The following is a 15181-nucleotide window of genomic DNA, read 5'->3' as shown; positions in this document are numbered from 1 at the left end:
GGGCGATGAAGGTCGAGGACATTCTCAGCAGCGATCCGGATATCGTGTCCGGCGCGGCCGTGTTCAAGGGCACACGCGTGCCTGTGTCGGCGTTGTTCGAATATCTGGAGGCCGGTGACTCGCTCGTCGCGTTTCTCAATGATTTTCCGACGGTCGAGAGGTATCAGGCTGAGGCGGCCATCCGTCTGGCGGCGGACGATCTGGCCAGCCTGGTCGAAAAGAGCGCGGCTTGAGCGCCATCATCGATGAGGGCGTTCCGGTCCGACTGGTCAAGGCGCTCGGCGAACTGGGTTGCCCGGTGCAGCGATTTCCCAGAGGCTGGAAGGGATTGCAGAACGGTCGATTGATCGATCGAATTCGCGGCCAAGGATTGTCCTGCCTGATAACCTGCGACAAGAACCTTTCCTATCAGCAGAACATCACGCAGACCGGTCTCGCCCTGGTCGTGCTACCGCGGCAGCGATTTGAGGATCTGGGTCCATTTCTCCGTGAGATCGCCGAAGCGGTCGGCCGCGCGCAACCCGGCGATCTGATCGTGGTCGGGGAGAACCAGACTGTCAGGGGACGTTAAGACGAATGCAGACGAATTTCTCCCTCGCGCAGCTCGCCGATCCGCATGTGGCGGAATCGGAAAAGATCCTGCGGGCCTGCGTCCATTGCGGGTTCTGCACGGCGACCTGTCCGACCTATGTCGAGCTCGGCAACGAACTCGACAGTCCGCGCGGGCGCATCTACCTGATCAAGGACATGCTGGAAAACGACCGGCCGGCCGACGAGACGGTGGTGACGCATGTCGACCGCTGTCTCTCCTGCCTCTCCTGCATGACGACCTGTCCGTCCGGCGTCCACTACATGCATCTCGTCGACCATGCGCGGGCGCATATCGAGAAGACCTATAAGAGGCCCTTGATGGACCGGCTGGTGCGCGGGCTGCTCGCCGCCACCCTGCCCTATCCCGACCGGATGCGCACGAGCCTGAGGCTGGCCGGCATCGGCCGCGCCTTTGCCGGGCTTTTTCGCGCCGTGCCCGGTCTGAAGCCCATCGCCGCGATGCTGGCGCTTGCACCGAAAAGCGTTCCGCCCGCGTCGGATATGTCGATGCCGGCGACGCATCCGGCCATCGCGGAACGGCGCGGGCGCGTCGCGATCCTGACGGGCTGCGCGCAATCGGTGCTCGACCCCGGCATCAACGAGGCGACAGTCCGGCTTTTGACGCGGCTCGGCATCGAGGTGGTGGTGCCGCAAGGCGAAGGGTGCTGCGGGGCGCTGACGCATCACATGGGGCGCGAGGAACAGGCGCTCGACTTCGCGCGGGCGAATGTCGATGCGTGGACCCGCGAGATCGACCGGGGCGGCCTCGATGCCATCGTCATCACGGCATCGGGCTGCGGAACGACGATCAAGGATTACGGCTTCATGCTGCGGCTCGATGCTGCCTATGCGGACAAGGCGGAGCGGGTGTCGGCGCTGGCGAAGGACGTGACGGAATATCTCGCCGGACTGGACCTGCCGGCTGCGACAGTGAGGCCGGGACTCACCGTCGCCTATCACTCCGCCTGTTCGATGCAGCATGGGCAGAAGATCACGAGCCTGCCCAAGGCGCTGTTGCAGGCGGCGGGGTTCGTCGTGCGCGAGCCGCGCGAGGCGCATCTATGCTGCGGGTCGGCGGGAACGTACAACATCCTGCAGCCGGAGATCTCCGCCAGGCTTCGGGATCGCAAGGTGGCGAATATCGAGGCGACGGGGGCCGACCTCGTCGCGACCGGCAATATCGGCTGCATGACGCAGATCGCGTCGGGGTCAAAGCTGCCGATCGTGCATACGGTGGCGCTGCTCGACTGGGCGTATGGCGGGCCGAAGCCGGCGGGGGTGCCGCAGGCGCGGAAGATGGAAGCCGCTGAATGAAAAGCGAAAGGGCAGCGCGACGAATCGCACTGCCCTTCAAGCGACGGTTCTGATTGTTCTTGCCGTCGCCGCGGTCACCGTCCCCCGATGCCCGCTTTCCCCTCTCCGGGAATTTATGAAACCACGACCCTTGTACCGACTTTGACGCGTTCGTAAAGGTCGGTGACGTCTTCGTTGCGCATCCGGATGCAACCCGACGAGACCGCCTGGCCGATGGTCCAGGGCGCATTGGTGCCGTGGATGCGGTAGAGCGTCGAGCCGAGATAGAGCGCGCGGGCGCCAAGCGGATTTTCAGGCCCGCCGGGCATGTGCGCGGGCAGGATGCGGCCCTTGGCGCGTTCGCGCGCGATCATGGCCGCCGGCGGCGTCCAGCCCGGCCATTCGGCCTTGCGGGTGATGGTTTCCGAACCGCGCCAGGAAAAGCCTTCCTTGCCGACGCCGACGCCATAGCGCCGCGCGGTGCCGCCTTCCTGCACAAGATAGAGGAACTTGGCGCCGGTATCGATGACGATGGTGCCGGGCTTCTCGCGTCCCGTATAGGCGACTTCCTGCGGCAGGAAGATCGGGTCCATCTGTGGCGCGGCGCCGCGCGGTGCGGCGGGCGCCATCGCGGTCGTGTGAACCGGATCGGGGGCCAGGACAGTCGGGCGCGTGCGGATGATGGGCGCGGGCCCGACGGCCATGCGCGCGCCGGGCGCGATTTGGCGCCGGACGCTGCGCTCGCGGATCGGAGCCCCCTGCGGGGCGCGCTGCAACTGCATGACCCAGGGAGCCGAAAGATCGGGACTGACGACCAGCGGCGGACGCTCGACATAACGGTCCTGCGCCACGGCCGAGGCCGGCAAAAGCACGGCCAAGGCCGCGCAAAGGAGAATGGATTTCATGGACGGTCTCACCTGAACTGACTGTCGTCTCACCGGGCATTGTCAGGAGCGGCCGCCACGAAAACGTGAATCCGCTTTCATAAAATGCCGTTCTTCGCGTAAAGCTTGAGTTGTGGTTACCGGCCGGTTCATGGCGGTGGTGAATGCGGCGTTAACGAGGAAAAACAAGATGATGGCGGCAGATATTGCTGGGCTGATCGAGGGCGAGGACGGCCGGTTGCGCTGTGCGTGGCACGGCAATCTGCCGGATTACCAGACCTATCACGACACCGAATGGGGACGGCCGGTGACGGCCGACATCAGGCTGTTCGAAAAGCTGTGCCTCGAAGGATTCCAATCGGGATTGTCGTGGCTGACGATCCTGCGCAAGCGCGAGAATTTCCGCGAGGCGTTCGACGGATTCGATTTCCGCGTTCTGGCGGCAAGGCCCGACAGCGAGATCGATCGGCATCTGCAAAATGCCGGCATCATCCGCCATCGCGGCAAGATCGCCTCGGTCTACAACAATGCGCGCCGCGCGGTGGACCTTTGCGACGAGCACGGCTCGCTGGCGGCATTCTTCTGGTCGTTCGAGCCGCAGCCGCATGAGCGGCCGGCGGTCTTCGATTTCGATGCGCTCAGGGCCAACCCGAAGACGGAGGTGTCGACGCGCCTATCGAAAATTCTCAAGAAAAAGGGCTGGAGCTTCGTCGGGCCGACGACGGTCTATGCGTTCATGCAGGCGATGGGGCTGGTCAACGACCATATCGAGGGCTGCATCTGCCGCGCCGAGGTGGAGCGCGAGCGGCAGGAACTGAAGCGGCCCATTACGGCGAATTAATCCGGCGGACAATTCGCCGTAAGGTTGCGGCAGGCACAGTCTCGTGCAGGGACAACGCATACGAGGATTTGCCATGAAGAAGACCATCGCCGCCGTGCTAATCACCAGCTTCGCCGCTTCGACCGCCGCCTTCGCGCAGGACGCGGCACAAGGCGACCAGTCGCCGCGCCAGATGATGCGCGAGTTGCGCAAGGAAATCCGTGCCGACGGCGTCGACCGGGAACGCTTCGCCGCCTTCGTCACGGAACGCACTGAAGCCCGCTTCGACCGGCTCGACGCCGATGGCGACGGGCAGATTTCGCGCGAGGAGTTCCTCGCCGGCATCGACAACCGCGTCGAGCGCCAATTCGCGCGAATGGACCGCAACGAGGACGGGATGCTGACCCGGGAGGATCGTCCGTTCCGCGGCGCAATGCGCGGCGAGCGCGGCAACCGGACCGGCAAGGCCGAGCGCGCGGCGCCTGCCGAACAGACGGACGAAGCGCCCGCCGAGTGAGTTCGGCGCCGGCCCGCTCTTGACCGCGGGCCGGCCCCTGCGCCATCTGGTTCGCCATGCGCGCCAACTACAAGATGCAACGGCTCTTCGTCGAGGGCGGCCTTTCCGAAAACGGGACGGTCGCCCTTTCGGCGCAGCAGAGCCACTACCTCACCCATGTCATGCGGATGCGCGAGCGCGGCGACGTGCTCGTCTTCAACGGACGCGACGGCGAGTGGCGGGCCGTCATCGCCACGGTTTCGAAAAAGAGCGTGACGCTGGCGCTCGCCGAGCAGACGCTCCCGCAACCGGCAACGCCCGACCTCGTCTACTGCTTCGCGCCGATCAAGGCCGGGCGGCTGGACTACATGATTCAAAAGGCCGTCGAGATGGGCGCGGGCGTGCTGCAACCGGTCATCACGCAGCACACGCAGATGGCCAAGATCGGCACGGAGCGCCTTCAGGCGAATGCGATCGAAGCGGCCGAGCAATGCGGCGTGCTGGCAGTGCCGCAGGTTCGCGCGCCGGTGAAGCTGGACAGGTTGCTGGCGGAGTGGGACGGAAGCCGGGCGCTGATCTTCTGCGACGAGAGCGCGGCGGGGGACAACCCGGTGGATGCGCTGATCGGATTGAAGGGGCGGAGACTGGCGCTGATCGTCGGGCCGGAGGGCGGGTTTTCCGAAGACGAGCGTCGCCAGTTGCGGGCGCTCGATTTCGTCACGGCGATTCCACTGGGGCCTCGGATATTGCGGGCGGATACGGCGGCGGTGGCGGCGCTGGCGGTGATCCAGGCGACGATCGGGGATTGGTGAGGGCCTCATCAACCCGCATTGACGCAGCGGTCAGGATTTTTCGCTTGATCGGGGATGGCATTTGCGGCCAACAGACCCACATCCTTTCGCAAGCTTCGGGACCGGGGACACTTCATGGCACGCGACACGACCGATTTCCGGCCGATCGAAGAAAAATCGGAGCTCGTCGCTCACCTCGCCGAAGGCTGCAAGCCCAAGGACAAGTGGCGGATCGGGACCGAGCACGAGAAGTTTCCCTTCTATGTCGACGGCCATTCGCCGGTTCCCTATGGCGGCGACAAGGGGATCAGGGCGCTGCTCGAAGGGATGCAGAAGACGCTTGGCTGGGACCCGATCGTCGATGCCGGGCACATCATCGGGCTCGTCGAGCCGACCGGACAGGGCGCCATCTCGCTCGAGCCGGGCGGGCAGTTCGAACTGTCCGGCGCGCCGCTGGAAACCATCCACCAGACCTGCCGCGAGGGCAATGCGCATCTGGCGCAGCTTCGCCAGATCGCCGAACCGCTCGGCATCCGCTTCCTCGGCCTCGGCGGCAGCCCGAAATGGACGCTGGCCGAAACGCCGCGTATGCCCAAATCGCGCTACGACATCATGACCGCCTACATGCCCAAGGTCGGCAGCCACGGCCTCGACATGATGTACAGGACCTGCACCATCCAGGTGAATCTCGACTTCGCGTCCGAAGAGGACATGCGGCGCAAGATGCAGGTTTCGCTGAAATTGCAGCCGCTTTCCACGGCTCTTTTCGCCAATTCGCCGTTTACCGAGGGAAAGCCGAACGGCCTGCAAAGCTGGCGCGGCGAGATCTGGCGCGACACGGACAATGCGCGCGCCGGAATGCTGGAAATGTGCTTTGCCCGCGATTTCGGCTTTGCCGATTACGTCGAATGGGCGCTCGACGTGCCGATGTATTTCCTGATCCGCGAGGGGCGCTATTTCGACGTCACCCATGTCACTTTCCGCGAGTTGATGGACGGCGCGCTGAGAGACGAAATCCCCGATGGCCTGCCGACGATGGGCGACTGGGCGAACCATCTTTCCACGCTGTTTCCCGACGTGCGGCTGAAGCGCTTTCTCGAAATGCGCGGGGCCGATGGCGGGCCGTGGCGGCGCATCTGCGCGCTGCCGGCCTTCTGGGTCGGGCTGCTCTATGACGACGCGGCGCTGGACGCGGCCGAGGAACTGACAGCCGATTGGACATATCAGGAATGTCTTGCGCAGCGCGACGCGGTGCCGCGCGAGGGGCTGACGGCCCCTTTCCGCAACCACACGCTGCGCGAGATCGGCCGCGAGGTGCTGGCGATTTCGCGGATGGGTCTGACCAATCGGGCGCGCAGGAATCGCGAAGGCTATGACGAGACGGGCTTCCTCGCGCCGCTGGACGAAGTGATCGCGCGCGGCACGACGAGCGCGGAGGAGATGGTGCGGGCGTATCATACGCGCTGGGGCGGGTCGATCGAGCCGGCGTTTATGGAGTTTGCGTACTGAATCCTGGAGCGGGAAACCCCTCATCGGTAGAAGGATGGGTCGCGCTTGTGTCGTTCGCCGGTTCAGCTAGTCTTTCCGAAACAACCTCGGGAGGACGACATGCTGCCGCTCTACGACATGATGATGAAGGCGCAGAACGGGCGCACGGCCGATCTTCTCGCGCGGCAGGTGAACCTGACGCGCCAGCAGGGGGAACTCGCGCTGGAGACATTGCTTCCCGCCTTCTCCGAGGCGCTGAAGCGCAACACGGCCGACCCGTTCGGCTTTTCGCAGTTCATGACCGCGATGGGCGGCGGGCAATATGCGAAATATTTCGAGGACGCGGCACGCGCCTTCACGCCCGAGGGCATCTCGGCGGGCAATGATGCGCTGGGCCAGATCTTCGGCTCCAAGGAACTGTCGCGCGCGGTCGCCGCGCAAGCCGCTCAGGCGACGGGGATCGCCCAGGAAGCCTATCGCCAGATGATGCCCTCGCTTGCCGCCATGATGATGGGCGGCTTCTTCAAGCAGGCGACCGGACAGATGCCCGGCGCAGGCTCCAATCCGTTCATCGATGCGTTCCAGAAGATGATGCCGCAGGCACAGCCCGCCAATGCCGGCATGTTCGACAATCCCTATGCAAAGATGATGCAGGACATGTTCGCGCCGAAGCCGGCCGAAAAGCCGAAGGCAGCGCCCGACCCCTATGCCCACAACCCGTTCATGAAGATGTTCGAGGAGATGGTGCAATTCGGCCAGCCGGAGGCGAAGACCGCGCGCGAGCAGGTCAACGACGCGCAGATATTTCCGTTCGAGAACTTTTTCGGCGAGATGTTCGAGACCGGCCGAAAACAGCAGGACGACTACCAGAAGGCGATGACGAAGCTGGTGGACGACTTCTTCGCGCAGGGGCGAGCGAGCCGTTAAAAAAGCCCGGTCTCGCGAGAGACCGGGCAGGTTGCAGGCAGCCGAAGGGATCGGCGGGGAGTGGGAGCGCCCGCAATTGGTGCTTATCAGGCCGGCCCGACAGGACGCGTCAGCAGACCTGTCGGGCGAAACGTTCTTCCTCGCGCCGGCGGCGCAGGGAAGCGAGGGTCGCCGTCGGGTCGGCGACGATGCCGGTGCGCGCGGCCTGGTGGAGGTCGGTGCGCAACAGGCCGATATCGGCGAGGTGGTGGTCCGACAATTCCGCCAGATTGCCGATATGGCGGCGATTGAAGAACGCGCGGAAGACAGCCTTGAACCCGTTCGTCACGCGCGACGCCACATCCGTGCGCGTCCGAGCGGCACCGGCATATGCGGTCTGGTGATCGAGGGCGGTCATGACTGGTCTCCTTTTTCGCTCAGATGGACCGATGCAAGCAGATTGGCCTTGGCGACGACGGCGCGCCACCCGATTCCGGTTGCCTGTGCCGCGTCGTCGAAGCCTCTCCGACGCGTGCAAATTGCGTCGCTTCGATTGATTAGTCGAACGAATGTTTCTAATGTTTAGCATCAACGATCATGATGGATTGATCCGATGCCCGCCGCACCCCTCGACCTCGACCAGCTTCAGACCTTCATCACCATCGCCGACATCGGCTCGTTCACCCGTGCCGCGGAGGAAGTCCACCGTACGCAATCGGCCGTTTCCATGCAGATGCGCAGACTGGAAGAGCGCGTCGGCAAGCAGCTCTTCGAAAAGGACGGACGCACCAACCGGCTGACCGAGGACGGCGAGCGGCTGCTGGCCTATGCGCGGCGGCTGATCCGGCTCAACCGCGAGACGCTGGCCGCCTTCGACGACCATTCGCTCGAAGGCCACATCAAGATCGGCACGCCGGACGACTATGCCGACCGCTTCCTGCCCGAGATCATGGCGCGGTTCCTGCGCTCCAATCCGCGCGTCGAGCTTTCGGTCGTGTGCGAACCGACGGCCAACCTCGTCGAACAGATCAGGCGCGGGCAGCTCGACATCGCGCTCGTCACCCATGACGACGACAAGGGCCGCTCGGAAGTGGTGCGGCGCGAGCCGCTGCTCTGGGTCGGGTCGATGAACCATGAGGTGCATCAGGAAGACATCCTGCCGCTGGCGCTCGGCCGGCCAAGCTGCCTGTGGCGGCGCACGGCCTGCGACGTGCTCGACCAGATGAACCGCGACTACCGCATCATCTTCACGAGCTGGTCGGCGACGGTCATCATGGCAGCGGTGCTGTCGGGCCTCGCCGTCTCGGTGCTGCCCGAATGCGCGCTGCGCCCCGGCATGAGAATTCTCGGCGAGGCGGACGGTTTCGGCGCCCTGCCCGACTGCCGGATCGGCATATTGCGCGGACATTCCAGCCAGCCGCACATCGTCGACGCGCTGGCGCGGCACATTTCCGAAAGCCTCGACAACATCTCGGTCGTGCCGCCGGCGAACGAGGATGCCGGCCATTTCGACTTCGCCGGCGTCGCCTATGGGCGCGGCAAGCGGCTGCGGCCTAGCCAGATGCTCCCCGGTTGGTAGAACTAGCGGCATGTCAGACCTTCTCGCCACCGATTCGAAGACCAATGCGGCCGAATATTCCGTCTCGGAAATCTCCGGCGCGCTGAAGCGCGTCGTCGAGGACACGTTCGGAAACGTGCGCGTGCGCGGCGAGATTTCGGGCTATCGCGGACCGCATTCGTCGGGCCACGCCTATTTCTCGCTCAAGGACGACCGGGCGCGGATCGAGGCGGTGATCTGGAAAGGCACGTTCTCGAAGCTGAAATTCCGGCCCGAAGAGGGCATGGAGGTGATCGCTTCGGGCAAGCTGACCACCTATCCCGGCTCGTCGAAATACCAGATCGTCATCGACAATATCGAGCCGGCGGGCGCCGGCGCGCTGATGGCGCTGCTGGAGGAGCGCAAGCGCAGGCTGGGGGCCGAGGGCCTGTTCGAGACGACGCGCAAACGCCCATTGCCCTTCATGCCGAAGACGATCGGCGTCGTCACCTCGCCGACCGGAGCGGTGATCCGCGACATCATCCACCGCATCGCGGACCGGTTTCCGGTGCATGTGATCGTCTGGCCGGTGCGGGTTCAGGGCGAGACGACCGGGGCGGAAGTCTCGAACGCGGTGGCGGGGTTCAACGCGCTGCCCGAGGGCATCGGGCGGCCGGACCTTCTGATCGTCGCGCGCGGCGGCGGCAGCCTCGAGGACCTGTGGGGCTTCAATGACGAGGCGGTGGTGCGCGCGGTGGCGGCATCGACCATTCCAGTGATCTCGGCCGTCGGCCACGAAACGGACTGGACGCTGATCGACCTCGTCGCCGACCGCCGCGCGCCCACCCCGACGGGCGCGGCCGAAATGGCGGTGCCGGTGAAGGCCGAACTCGAAGCCAATGTTTCGCGGCTGTCGGCGCGGGTGAAGGGCGCGGTTTCGCGCTGCACGCAACGAAAGCGCGATGCGCTGCGGGCGACATCGCGCGCGCTGCCCTCGGCCGACGCGCTGCTCGCTTTGCCGCGCCGGCGCTTCGACGAGGCAGCGAGCCGGCTGCAACGCGCGCTGATCGCCAACACCGAGGCCAAGAAACAGAAATTCCGCGGACTGCGCCTGTCGCCGGCGGTCCTGTCGCGGCGGCTCGGCGATGCGAGGCTGCGCAGCGAACGCGCCGCGGGGCGGCTGCCGGGATGCTTTTCGGCGATGGTCACCAACCGGCGCAACCGGCTCGCCCGCGATGCGGCGCGGGTGACGCCCAACGCCTTGAAGCGGCGTATCGAGATGGCCAGGCAGCGGCTGGAAACGTTCGAGCGCCGGCAGCGGCAGACCATCGAACGCGCGCTCGAGCGTCGCCGCCAACGCTTCGAGCAAGCGGCACGGCTGGCCGGTTCTCTTTCCTATACGCGCATTCTGGAGCGCGGCTTTGCGGTGATTCTGGATGCCGACAATCAACTCGTCAAGCGCGCGGCGGACATCGCGACCGGCGATGCGCTGGCGCTCCGGTTTGCCGATGGCGAGGTGAACGCGATCGCGGCCGGCGAAGCGGCGGCACGGCCAAAGCCGACGAAGCCGAAGACGCCGGCCGGCGGCCAGGGCACGCTTTTTTAGCTATTCGTCGGAGAACCGGTCCTGGTCGCAGGGCCGGCCGGTGCGGAACTGCTCCGACAGGCATTCACCGCGGTCGAAGCCCTCGCCTGCCGTGGTGACCGCGCGCGCCATGCCGCCCGCGCCGCAGGCGGAAAGCAGGAGCGCGGCGGCGAGAGGGACCGCGATATTCCGAGTTCTTCGAAGATCGTCCAAGCCAGACATGCGCTGCTCCACGATTGGTCATCGAGCAGATGGGGCGCAGGGACGCGCGCGGCAACGGGCTGAAAGGACGGCAGGAAAAAAATGGTACGGTTGGCTGGGGTCGAACCAGCGACCTCCGGATCCACAATCCGGCGCTCTAACCAACTGAGCTACAACCGCACATCCAATCGGCGCACGACCAACTGACTGGGCAGGCTATTACGGTCATTCAGGCCCGATTTCAAGCGGGAATGCGGGGCGAATGCGCAAAAAGACCTGTCGGAGGGGAAGCTGCGCGATGCCAGTCCGAGGCATCCCCTGGAACAGGAAAAAGGCCGGGGGGAGGAACCCGGCCTTTCCATTTTCCGGTTGCCGCCGGGAGGAGGTGGCGGCTCCGGTGCCCGGCTGCGGAAGGGAGGAGGTTTCCGCGGGCCGGGGAACTTGGGTTAATAATGCGTCAAGCGGCTTCGAGTTCCTTCACGGACTTCTCGAAAGCGTCCTTCATCGGCTTCATGACCTCTTCGGTCGCCTTGGTGGAGGCGGCCTGGAAGTCGCGCGCCTGTTCCATGGCGAGTTCCATCGACTTGCGCATGAAGGCCGCCTGGAGTTCGACGACCTCGGAAATCGACTTCGCCTGCATCAGCGCCTCAAGATGGGCGAAGCCCAGTTCGGCATTGGTGCGCATCGCCGACAGCGACTTCTTCGACATTTCCGTGCCGGCCTGCTTGGCGGTCTCGAAGGTCGTTTCCATCGACTTCTGGGCGTATTCGGCGTTCGAGCGCAGCTTGTCGTATGCCTGCTTGGACTGTTCCATGCCGTTTTCGGCGAAGGCGCGGAACTGGTCGGTCGCCTTGGAGGCGTCGAATGCAGCGGCTTCCATGGCCTCTGCGGTCTTAGCAGCAGTCTTGGTCATGCACTGTCCCTTTCCAGGTTGGTGCGGCCATGGTCCGTCGCCTCAGGCCGCCGGTTTGTTCCAAGTCCCATACAGTGAATTTTTGTGCAATGCAACAATTATCGCGCTGCATCGCGGCGCAAAACTGCCTGCGGATTAACCACGTCGCCAATCGAACGGGCCCTGCAACGTGCCGATTGTGGACGAAGGCACGATCCGCTTTTATTAACGAAGGGTTAAGCGGGGCGAATCCCGCAGGAACACGAACGGAGCGCGAGCCCGCTAGCACAGGAACCCGATGACGGCCGAGACCTATTCCTTCATCGACATCGCCATTCTTGGCGGCGTGCGCGAACGGTTCGCCCGCGGCGACACGCTCGTGCTTCTGTCAGCCGACCTCGACAGGGTGATCTGGGCGAACGGGCCCGGCGCGGCGCTGTTCGGCCATGGCGACATCGAAAGCGCGATGGACAGTCCGGCCGGGCTTTCGGTGCAAGCCAGACGGCAGATCGCCTCCCTTTCCGGCTTTCCGCGGATCGGCGCGGAGCGCGCGGTCTCGTTGCGTCTTGCGCAAGGCATGGCGAGCCGCATGACCACCTTCCAGGCGGCGCAGATCCGGCTGCCGCGCGGCGAACTCGCGATCCTGCTCGCCATCCCGGCGGGTCTGCGCGGCGCTGCGCGGATGGAGGCTGCGATCTCCGGCATCGCCGATGCCGGCTACGCCGCCGCGCTCGTCGGACCGGACGGCGCCGTGACCGCCGCTACAGCCGGTTTCGAGCGGCTTGACCTCGGGCGCACGGCGCTGTGGACGCTGGTGCAGGACGTTTCGCGCGAGCATGACCGGCTGGTGAAGAAGCGCGTCACGGTCGAAGGCGGGACGCTGCCGGTCGGCTTCGCGCGGCTGACCGACGACCCGGCGCTTCACCTTCTCCTGACCTCCAACGAGGTCGAGGCCGACGAGGGCGATTTACCGGCAGCGCCGGAACCGGTGTCGGTGCCAGTGAACGCCGATGTGGCGGAAGGGGAGCCGGAAGAACTTGCGCTGGAGGCGGTCGCAACAGCGATCGACGAGAGCGATGCGGTGGCTCCCCAGGCCGATGTCCCTCCCCCGGTGGATGTTTTTGGCCCGGCCGCCGAACCTGCGAGCGCGCCCCCCGCCCTGCCGACGCAGCCGGTCCGCTTCGTCTGGCGCACCGATGCGAACGGCCGGTTCGCGCAGGTCTCCCCCGAATTCATCGATGCGGTGGGGGCGAATGCCGCCGATGTGATCGGCCGCTCCTTCCGCGATGTGGCGACGGTGTTCGGATTCGATCTCGACGAGGAAATCAGCGCCCTTCTCGACCGCCGCGACACCTGGTCGGGGCGCACGGTGTTGTGGCCTGTCGAGGGCCATGCGCTGAAAGTGCCGGTCGATCTGGCCGCCCTGCCCGTCTACGACCGCGAGCGCATGTTCGAGGGTTTCCGCGGGTTCGGCGTCGCGCGGATGGCCGATGCGGTCGCGGACCCGGACCGGATCGGACTGGCGCTCACGAGCCCGAACGCGCCGGAACCCGTCATCGACCCGGCGGACCCGTTCCTGGGCGAGACGCCGGCGCTCGCCGACGCGCAGGAATTCGGCCGACGCGCCCGCGACAAGGTCGTGCGGCTCGACGAGTTGCGACAGCAAACGGGCGGCAAGAGCCTGTCTTCGGGCGACCGCCGGACCTTCCAGGAAATCGGCACCAAGCTGAAGAAGGACCTCGGCGAGGAGGCGACGCCGGCGGCGGCGGTGGAACGGGAAACCGGGGATGCGGCGGAGACCGAAAGGCAGGCGCAGGAACGCGCGCGCTTTGCGGATGCCGCCACGTCCGAAGCGGAAATCGACATGTCCGACAATGTCGTGCGACTGATCGACGCAAAGCCGGCCGAGCCCGAGGACCAACCGGCCGAAGTTGCGGCTGAGACAAAAGACGAGCCTCCCGCGCCGGCCAGCATCCACTTTCTGCCTTCCGCCTTCGCGCCGCGCGCGAGCTTCGATTTCATGACCCGCACGCGCGAGGAAAACGACGTCGAGGACCGGCTCATCGACCATCTTCCGGTCGCGACGCTGATCCATTCGGGCGAGACGCTGCACCTGGCAAACCACGCCTTTTTCGACCTGACCGGTTTCGGCTCGCTGGCAGAATTTGCCGAGTCCGGCGGGCTCGACACGCTGTTCGAGGATTGCGACGAGACGGAGAAGGGCATCCTGACGCTGAAGCGCGCGGACGGCGCGGAGTTGCCGGTTCGGGCGCATCTGCATTCGATTCCCTGGCATGGCGGCAAGGCCCTGATGCTGACGCTTTTGCCGCAGCCACAGGCCGAGCCGGCCCCCTCGCCCCAGTCTACCGAAGACGGCGGCGCGGAACTGCGCGCGCGTCTTTCCGAATTCCAGACCATCATCGACACGGCGACGGACGGCGTGATCCTGATCGACAACGGCTTTGCCATTCGATCGATCTCGCAGCCGGCGGAAGCGCTGTTCGGCTTCGATTCCGGTGCGATCGAGGGCCGTCCGTTCCGGGAACTCTTCGCCATCGAAAGCCAGCGCACGGCACAGGACTATGTCGAGCGGATCGCGCGCAACGGCGTCGCCTCGGTGATGAATGACGGGCGCGAGGTGATCGGCCGCGAGGCGGAAGGCGGGTTCATCCCACTTTTCATGACCATCGGCCGGCTGCCGCGGGATGGCGGATTTTGCGCCGTGCTGCGCGACATCACCCACTGGAAGCGGGCCGAGGAGGAACTGACGCAGGCGCGCGCCGAGGCCGAGCGCGCGTCCTCGCAGAAAAGCGAATTCCTCGCCCGCATCAGTCACGAAATCCGCACGCCGCTGAACGCGATCATCGGATTCTCGGAACTCATCATCAATGAGAGCTTCGGCCCGATCGGCACCGAGCGCTATCGCGACTATCTGCGCGACATCAGCCGCTCGGGAAATCACGTCCTCGACCTCGTCAACGACCTTCTCGACATCTCCAAGATCGAGGCGGGCGAGCAGGAGATGAATTACGAGGCGGTGTCGCTGAACGCCGTGCTCGGCGAGGCGGTCGCGATGATGCAGCCGCAAGCGAACCGCGAGCGCGTCATCATCCGCTCCTCCTTCGCCTCGCGCCTGCCGGACGCGATCGCCGATCTGCGCTCTATCAAGCAGATCGCGCTCAACCTCCTGTCGAACGCCGTGCGCTACACGCCGGCGGGCGGACAGGTGATCCTGTCGACCGCGCTCGAACCCGATGGCGGCATCGCAATCCGCGTGCGCGATACCGGCATCGGCATGACCGCGTCCGAGATCGACCAGGCGCTGAAGCCGTTCAAGCGGGTCAATGCGCTGAAGCGCAGCCATCGCGAGGGAACCGGGCTCGGCTTGCCGCTGACCAAGGCGATGGTGGAGGCCAACCGGGCGCGCTTTGCGATCAGCTCCAAACCCGGAGAAGGCACGCTGGTCGAGATCGACTTTCCGCCGACCCGGGTGCTGGCGGACTAGCGCCTTAGTTTAGAATCTTTCTAACCTATTGATCGCCCTTGCGAAATAACTTGACTAACCCGCTCCGATTTAACAAAGACTGGCCACTGGGACGCGTGTGGAGAGCCTGCGTCCCAGGCAATCCTTTATTCGGAGGACCACCCAGATGAACCTTCAGTCGATGCTGCCGCGCAAGGCGGCCTTCGCCGCCGC

At 65.4% G+C, this 15181-nt stretch carries 15 protein-coding genes and 1 tRNA gene; 11 read left to right on the top strand and 5 right to left on the bottom strand.

What is annotated here, in order from left to right; genetic code table 11:
• The first annotated feature begins 5 nt into the window (after positions 1-5).
• From PZ895_RS15190 to glcF, 3 genes are read left to right on the top strand one after another with little or no spacing between them, the layout of a single operon-like run.
• The gene (locus PZ895_RS15190; protein WP_275839844.1) at positions 6-233 is read left to right on the top strand and encodes a DUF433 domain-containing protein; all 228 of its coding nucleotides are present in this window, start codon (positions 6-8) and stop codon (positions 231-233) included.
• Positions 230-571, top strand: a complete 342-nt coding sequence (locus tag PZ895_RS15185) for a hypothetical protein (protein WP_275839843.1) — start codon at positions 230-232, stop codon at positions 569-571. The genes PZ895_RS15190 and PZ895_RS15185 overlap by 4 nt, the downstream gene beginning before the upstream one ends.
• 5 nt (positions 572-576) lie before the next feature.
• Entirely contained in the window at positions 577-1905 is a 1329-nt protein-coding gene (gene glcF, locus PZ895_RS15180) for a glycolate oxidase subunit GlcF (protein ID WP_275839842.1), read from the top strand.
• Positions 1906-2018: 113 nt separating this feature from the next.
• Here the strand turns inward: glcF and PZ895_RS15175 are convergent, their stop codons facing one another.
• Complete coding sequence (locus PZ895_RS15175) at positions 2019-2789, bottom strand: L,D-transpeptidase (protein ID WP_275839841.1); 771 nt, start codon at positions 2787-2789, stop codon at positions 2019-2021.
• 172 nt (positions 2790-2961) lie between these two features.
• Between PZ895_RS15175 and PZ895_RS15170 the strand changes: the two genes are divergently transcribed.
• The 5 genes from PZ895_RS15170 to PZ895_RS15150 all read left to right on the top strand — a co-directional run bounded on the left by PZ895_RS15170 (position 2962) and on the right by PZ895_RS15150 (position 7290).
• The gene (locus PZ895_RS15170) at positions 2962-3609 is read left to right on the top strand and encodes a DNA-3-methyladenine glycosylase I (RefSeq protein ID WP_275840074.1); all 648 of its coding nucleotides are present in this window, start codon (positions 2962-2964) and stop codon (positions 3607-3609) included.
• Positions 3610-3682: 73 nt separating this feature from the next.
• Positions 3683-4105 (top strand): hypothetical protein, encoded by a 423-nt coding sequence (locus tag PZ895_RS15165; protein ID WP_275839840.1) that lies wholly within the window; start codon positions 3683-3685, stop codon positions 4103-4105.
• 56 nt (positions 4106-4161) lie between these two features.
• Complete coding sequence (locus tag PZ895_RS15160; RefSeq protein ID WP_275839839.1) at positions 4162-4896, top strand: 16S rRNA (uracil(1498)-N(3))-methyltransferase; 735 nt, start codon at positions 4162-4164, stop codon at positions 4894-4896.
• Positions 4897-5010: 114 nt separating this feature from the next.
• Entirely contained in the window at positions 5011-6384 is a 1374-nt protein-coding gene (locus PZ895_RS15155) for a glutamate--cysteine ligase (protein WP_275839838.1), read from the top strand.
• A 99-nt stretch (positions 6385-6483) separates the two neighbouring features.
• Complete coding sequence (locus tag PZ895_RS15150; protein WP_275839837.1) at positions 6484-7290, top strand: DUF937 domain-containing protein; 807 nt, start codon at positions 6484-6486, stop codon at positions 7288-7290.
• A 109-nt stretch (positions 7291-7399) separates the two neighbouring features.
• On the opposite strand, the gene PZ895_RS15145 is transcribed toward PZ895_RS15150, so the two are convergent.
• Positions 7400-7687, bottom strand: a complete 288-nt coding sequence (locus tag PZ895_RS15145; RefSeq protein WP_275839836.1) for a DUF1127 domain-containing protein — start codon at positions 7685-7687, stop codon at positions 7400-7402.
• 195 nt (positions 7688-7882) lie between these two features.
• Between PZ895_RS15145 and PZ895_RS15140 the strand changes: the two genes are divergently transcribed.
• Positions 7883-8848, top strand: a complete 966-nt coding sequence (locus PZ895_RS15140) for a LysR substrate-binding domain-containing protein (RefSeq protein WP_275839835.1) — start codon at positions 7883-7885, stop codon at positions 8846-8848.
• Between the two features lie 10 nt (positions 8849-8858).
• Positions 8859-10412: an exodeoxyribonuclease VII large subunit gene (xseA, locus tag PZ895_RS15135; RefSeq protein ID WP_275839834.1), complete on the top strand. Its 1554-nt coding sequence runs from the start codon at positions 8859-8861 to the stop codon at positions 10410-10412.
• Here the strand turns inward: xseA and PZ895_RS15130 are convergent, their stop codons facing one another.
• The 3 genes from PZ895_RS15130 to PZ895_RS15120 form a co-directional block, all read right to left on the bottom strand.
• Positions 10413-10613 carry a hypothetical protein gene (locus tag PZ895_RS15130; RefSeq protein WP_275839833.1) on the bottom strand — a complete coding sequence of 67 codons (201 nt, stop codon included), beginning with the start codon at positions 10611-10613 and terminating at the stop codon, positions 10413-10415.
• 82 nt (positions 10614-10695) lie between these two features.
• A tRNA-His gene (locus PZ895_RS15125) sits at positions 10696-10772 on the bottom strand.
• A 277-nt stretch (positions 10773-11049) separates the two neighbouring features.
• Complete coding sequence (locus tag PZ895_RS15120) at positions 11050-11505, bottom strand: phasin (protein WP_275839832.1); 456 nt, start codon at positions 11503-11505, stop codon at positions 11050-11052.
• 277 nt (positions 11506-11782) lie between these two features.
• Here PZ895_RS15120 and PZ895_RS15115 point away from each other — a divergent pair, with 277 nt between their 5' ends.
• Positions 11783-14989 carry an ATP-binding protein gene (locus PZ895_RS15115; RefSeq protein ID WP_275839831.1) on the top strand — a complete coding sequence of 1069 codons (3207 nt, stop codon included), beginning with the start codon at positions 11783-11785 and terminating at the stop codon, positions 14987-14989.
• Positions 14990-15181: the final 192 nt, after the last annotated feature.

Origin of the sequence: Mesorhizobium sp. YIM 152430 (assembly GCF_029210365.1) — a bacterium.
In the GTDB taxonomy this organism is placed as follows: Bacteria; Pseudomonadota; Alphaproteobacteria; order Rhizobiales; family Rhizobiaceae; genus Aliihoeflea.
Note: the sequence above shows the minus strand (reverse complement) of the source record. Positions and strands in the feature narration are given on the sequence as shown.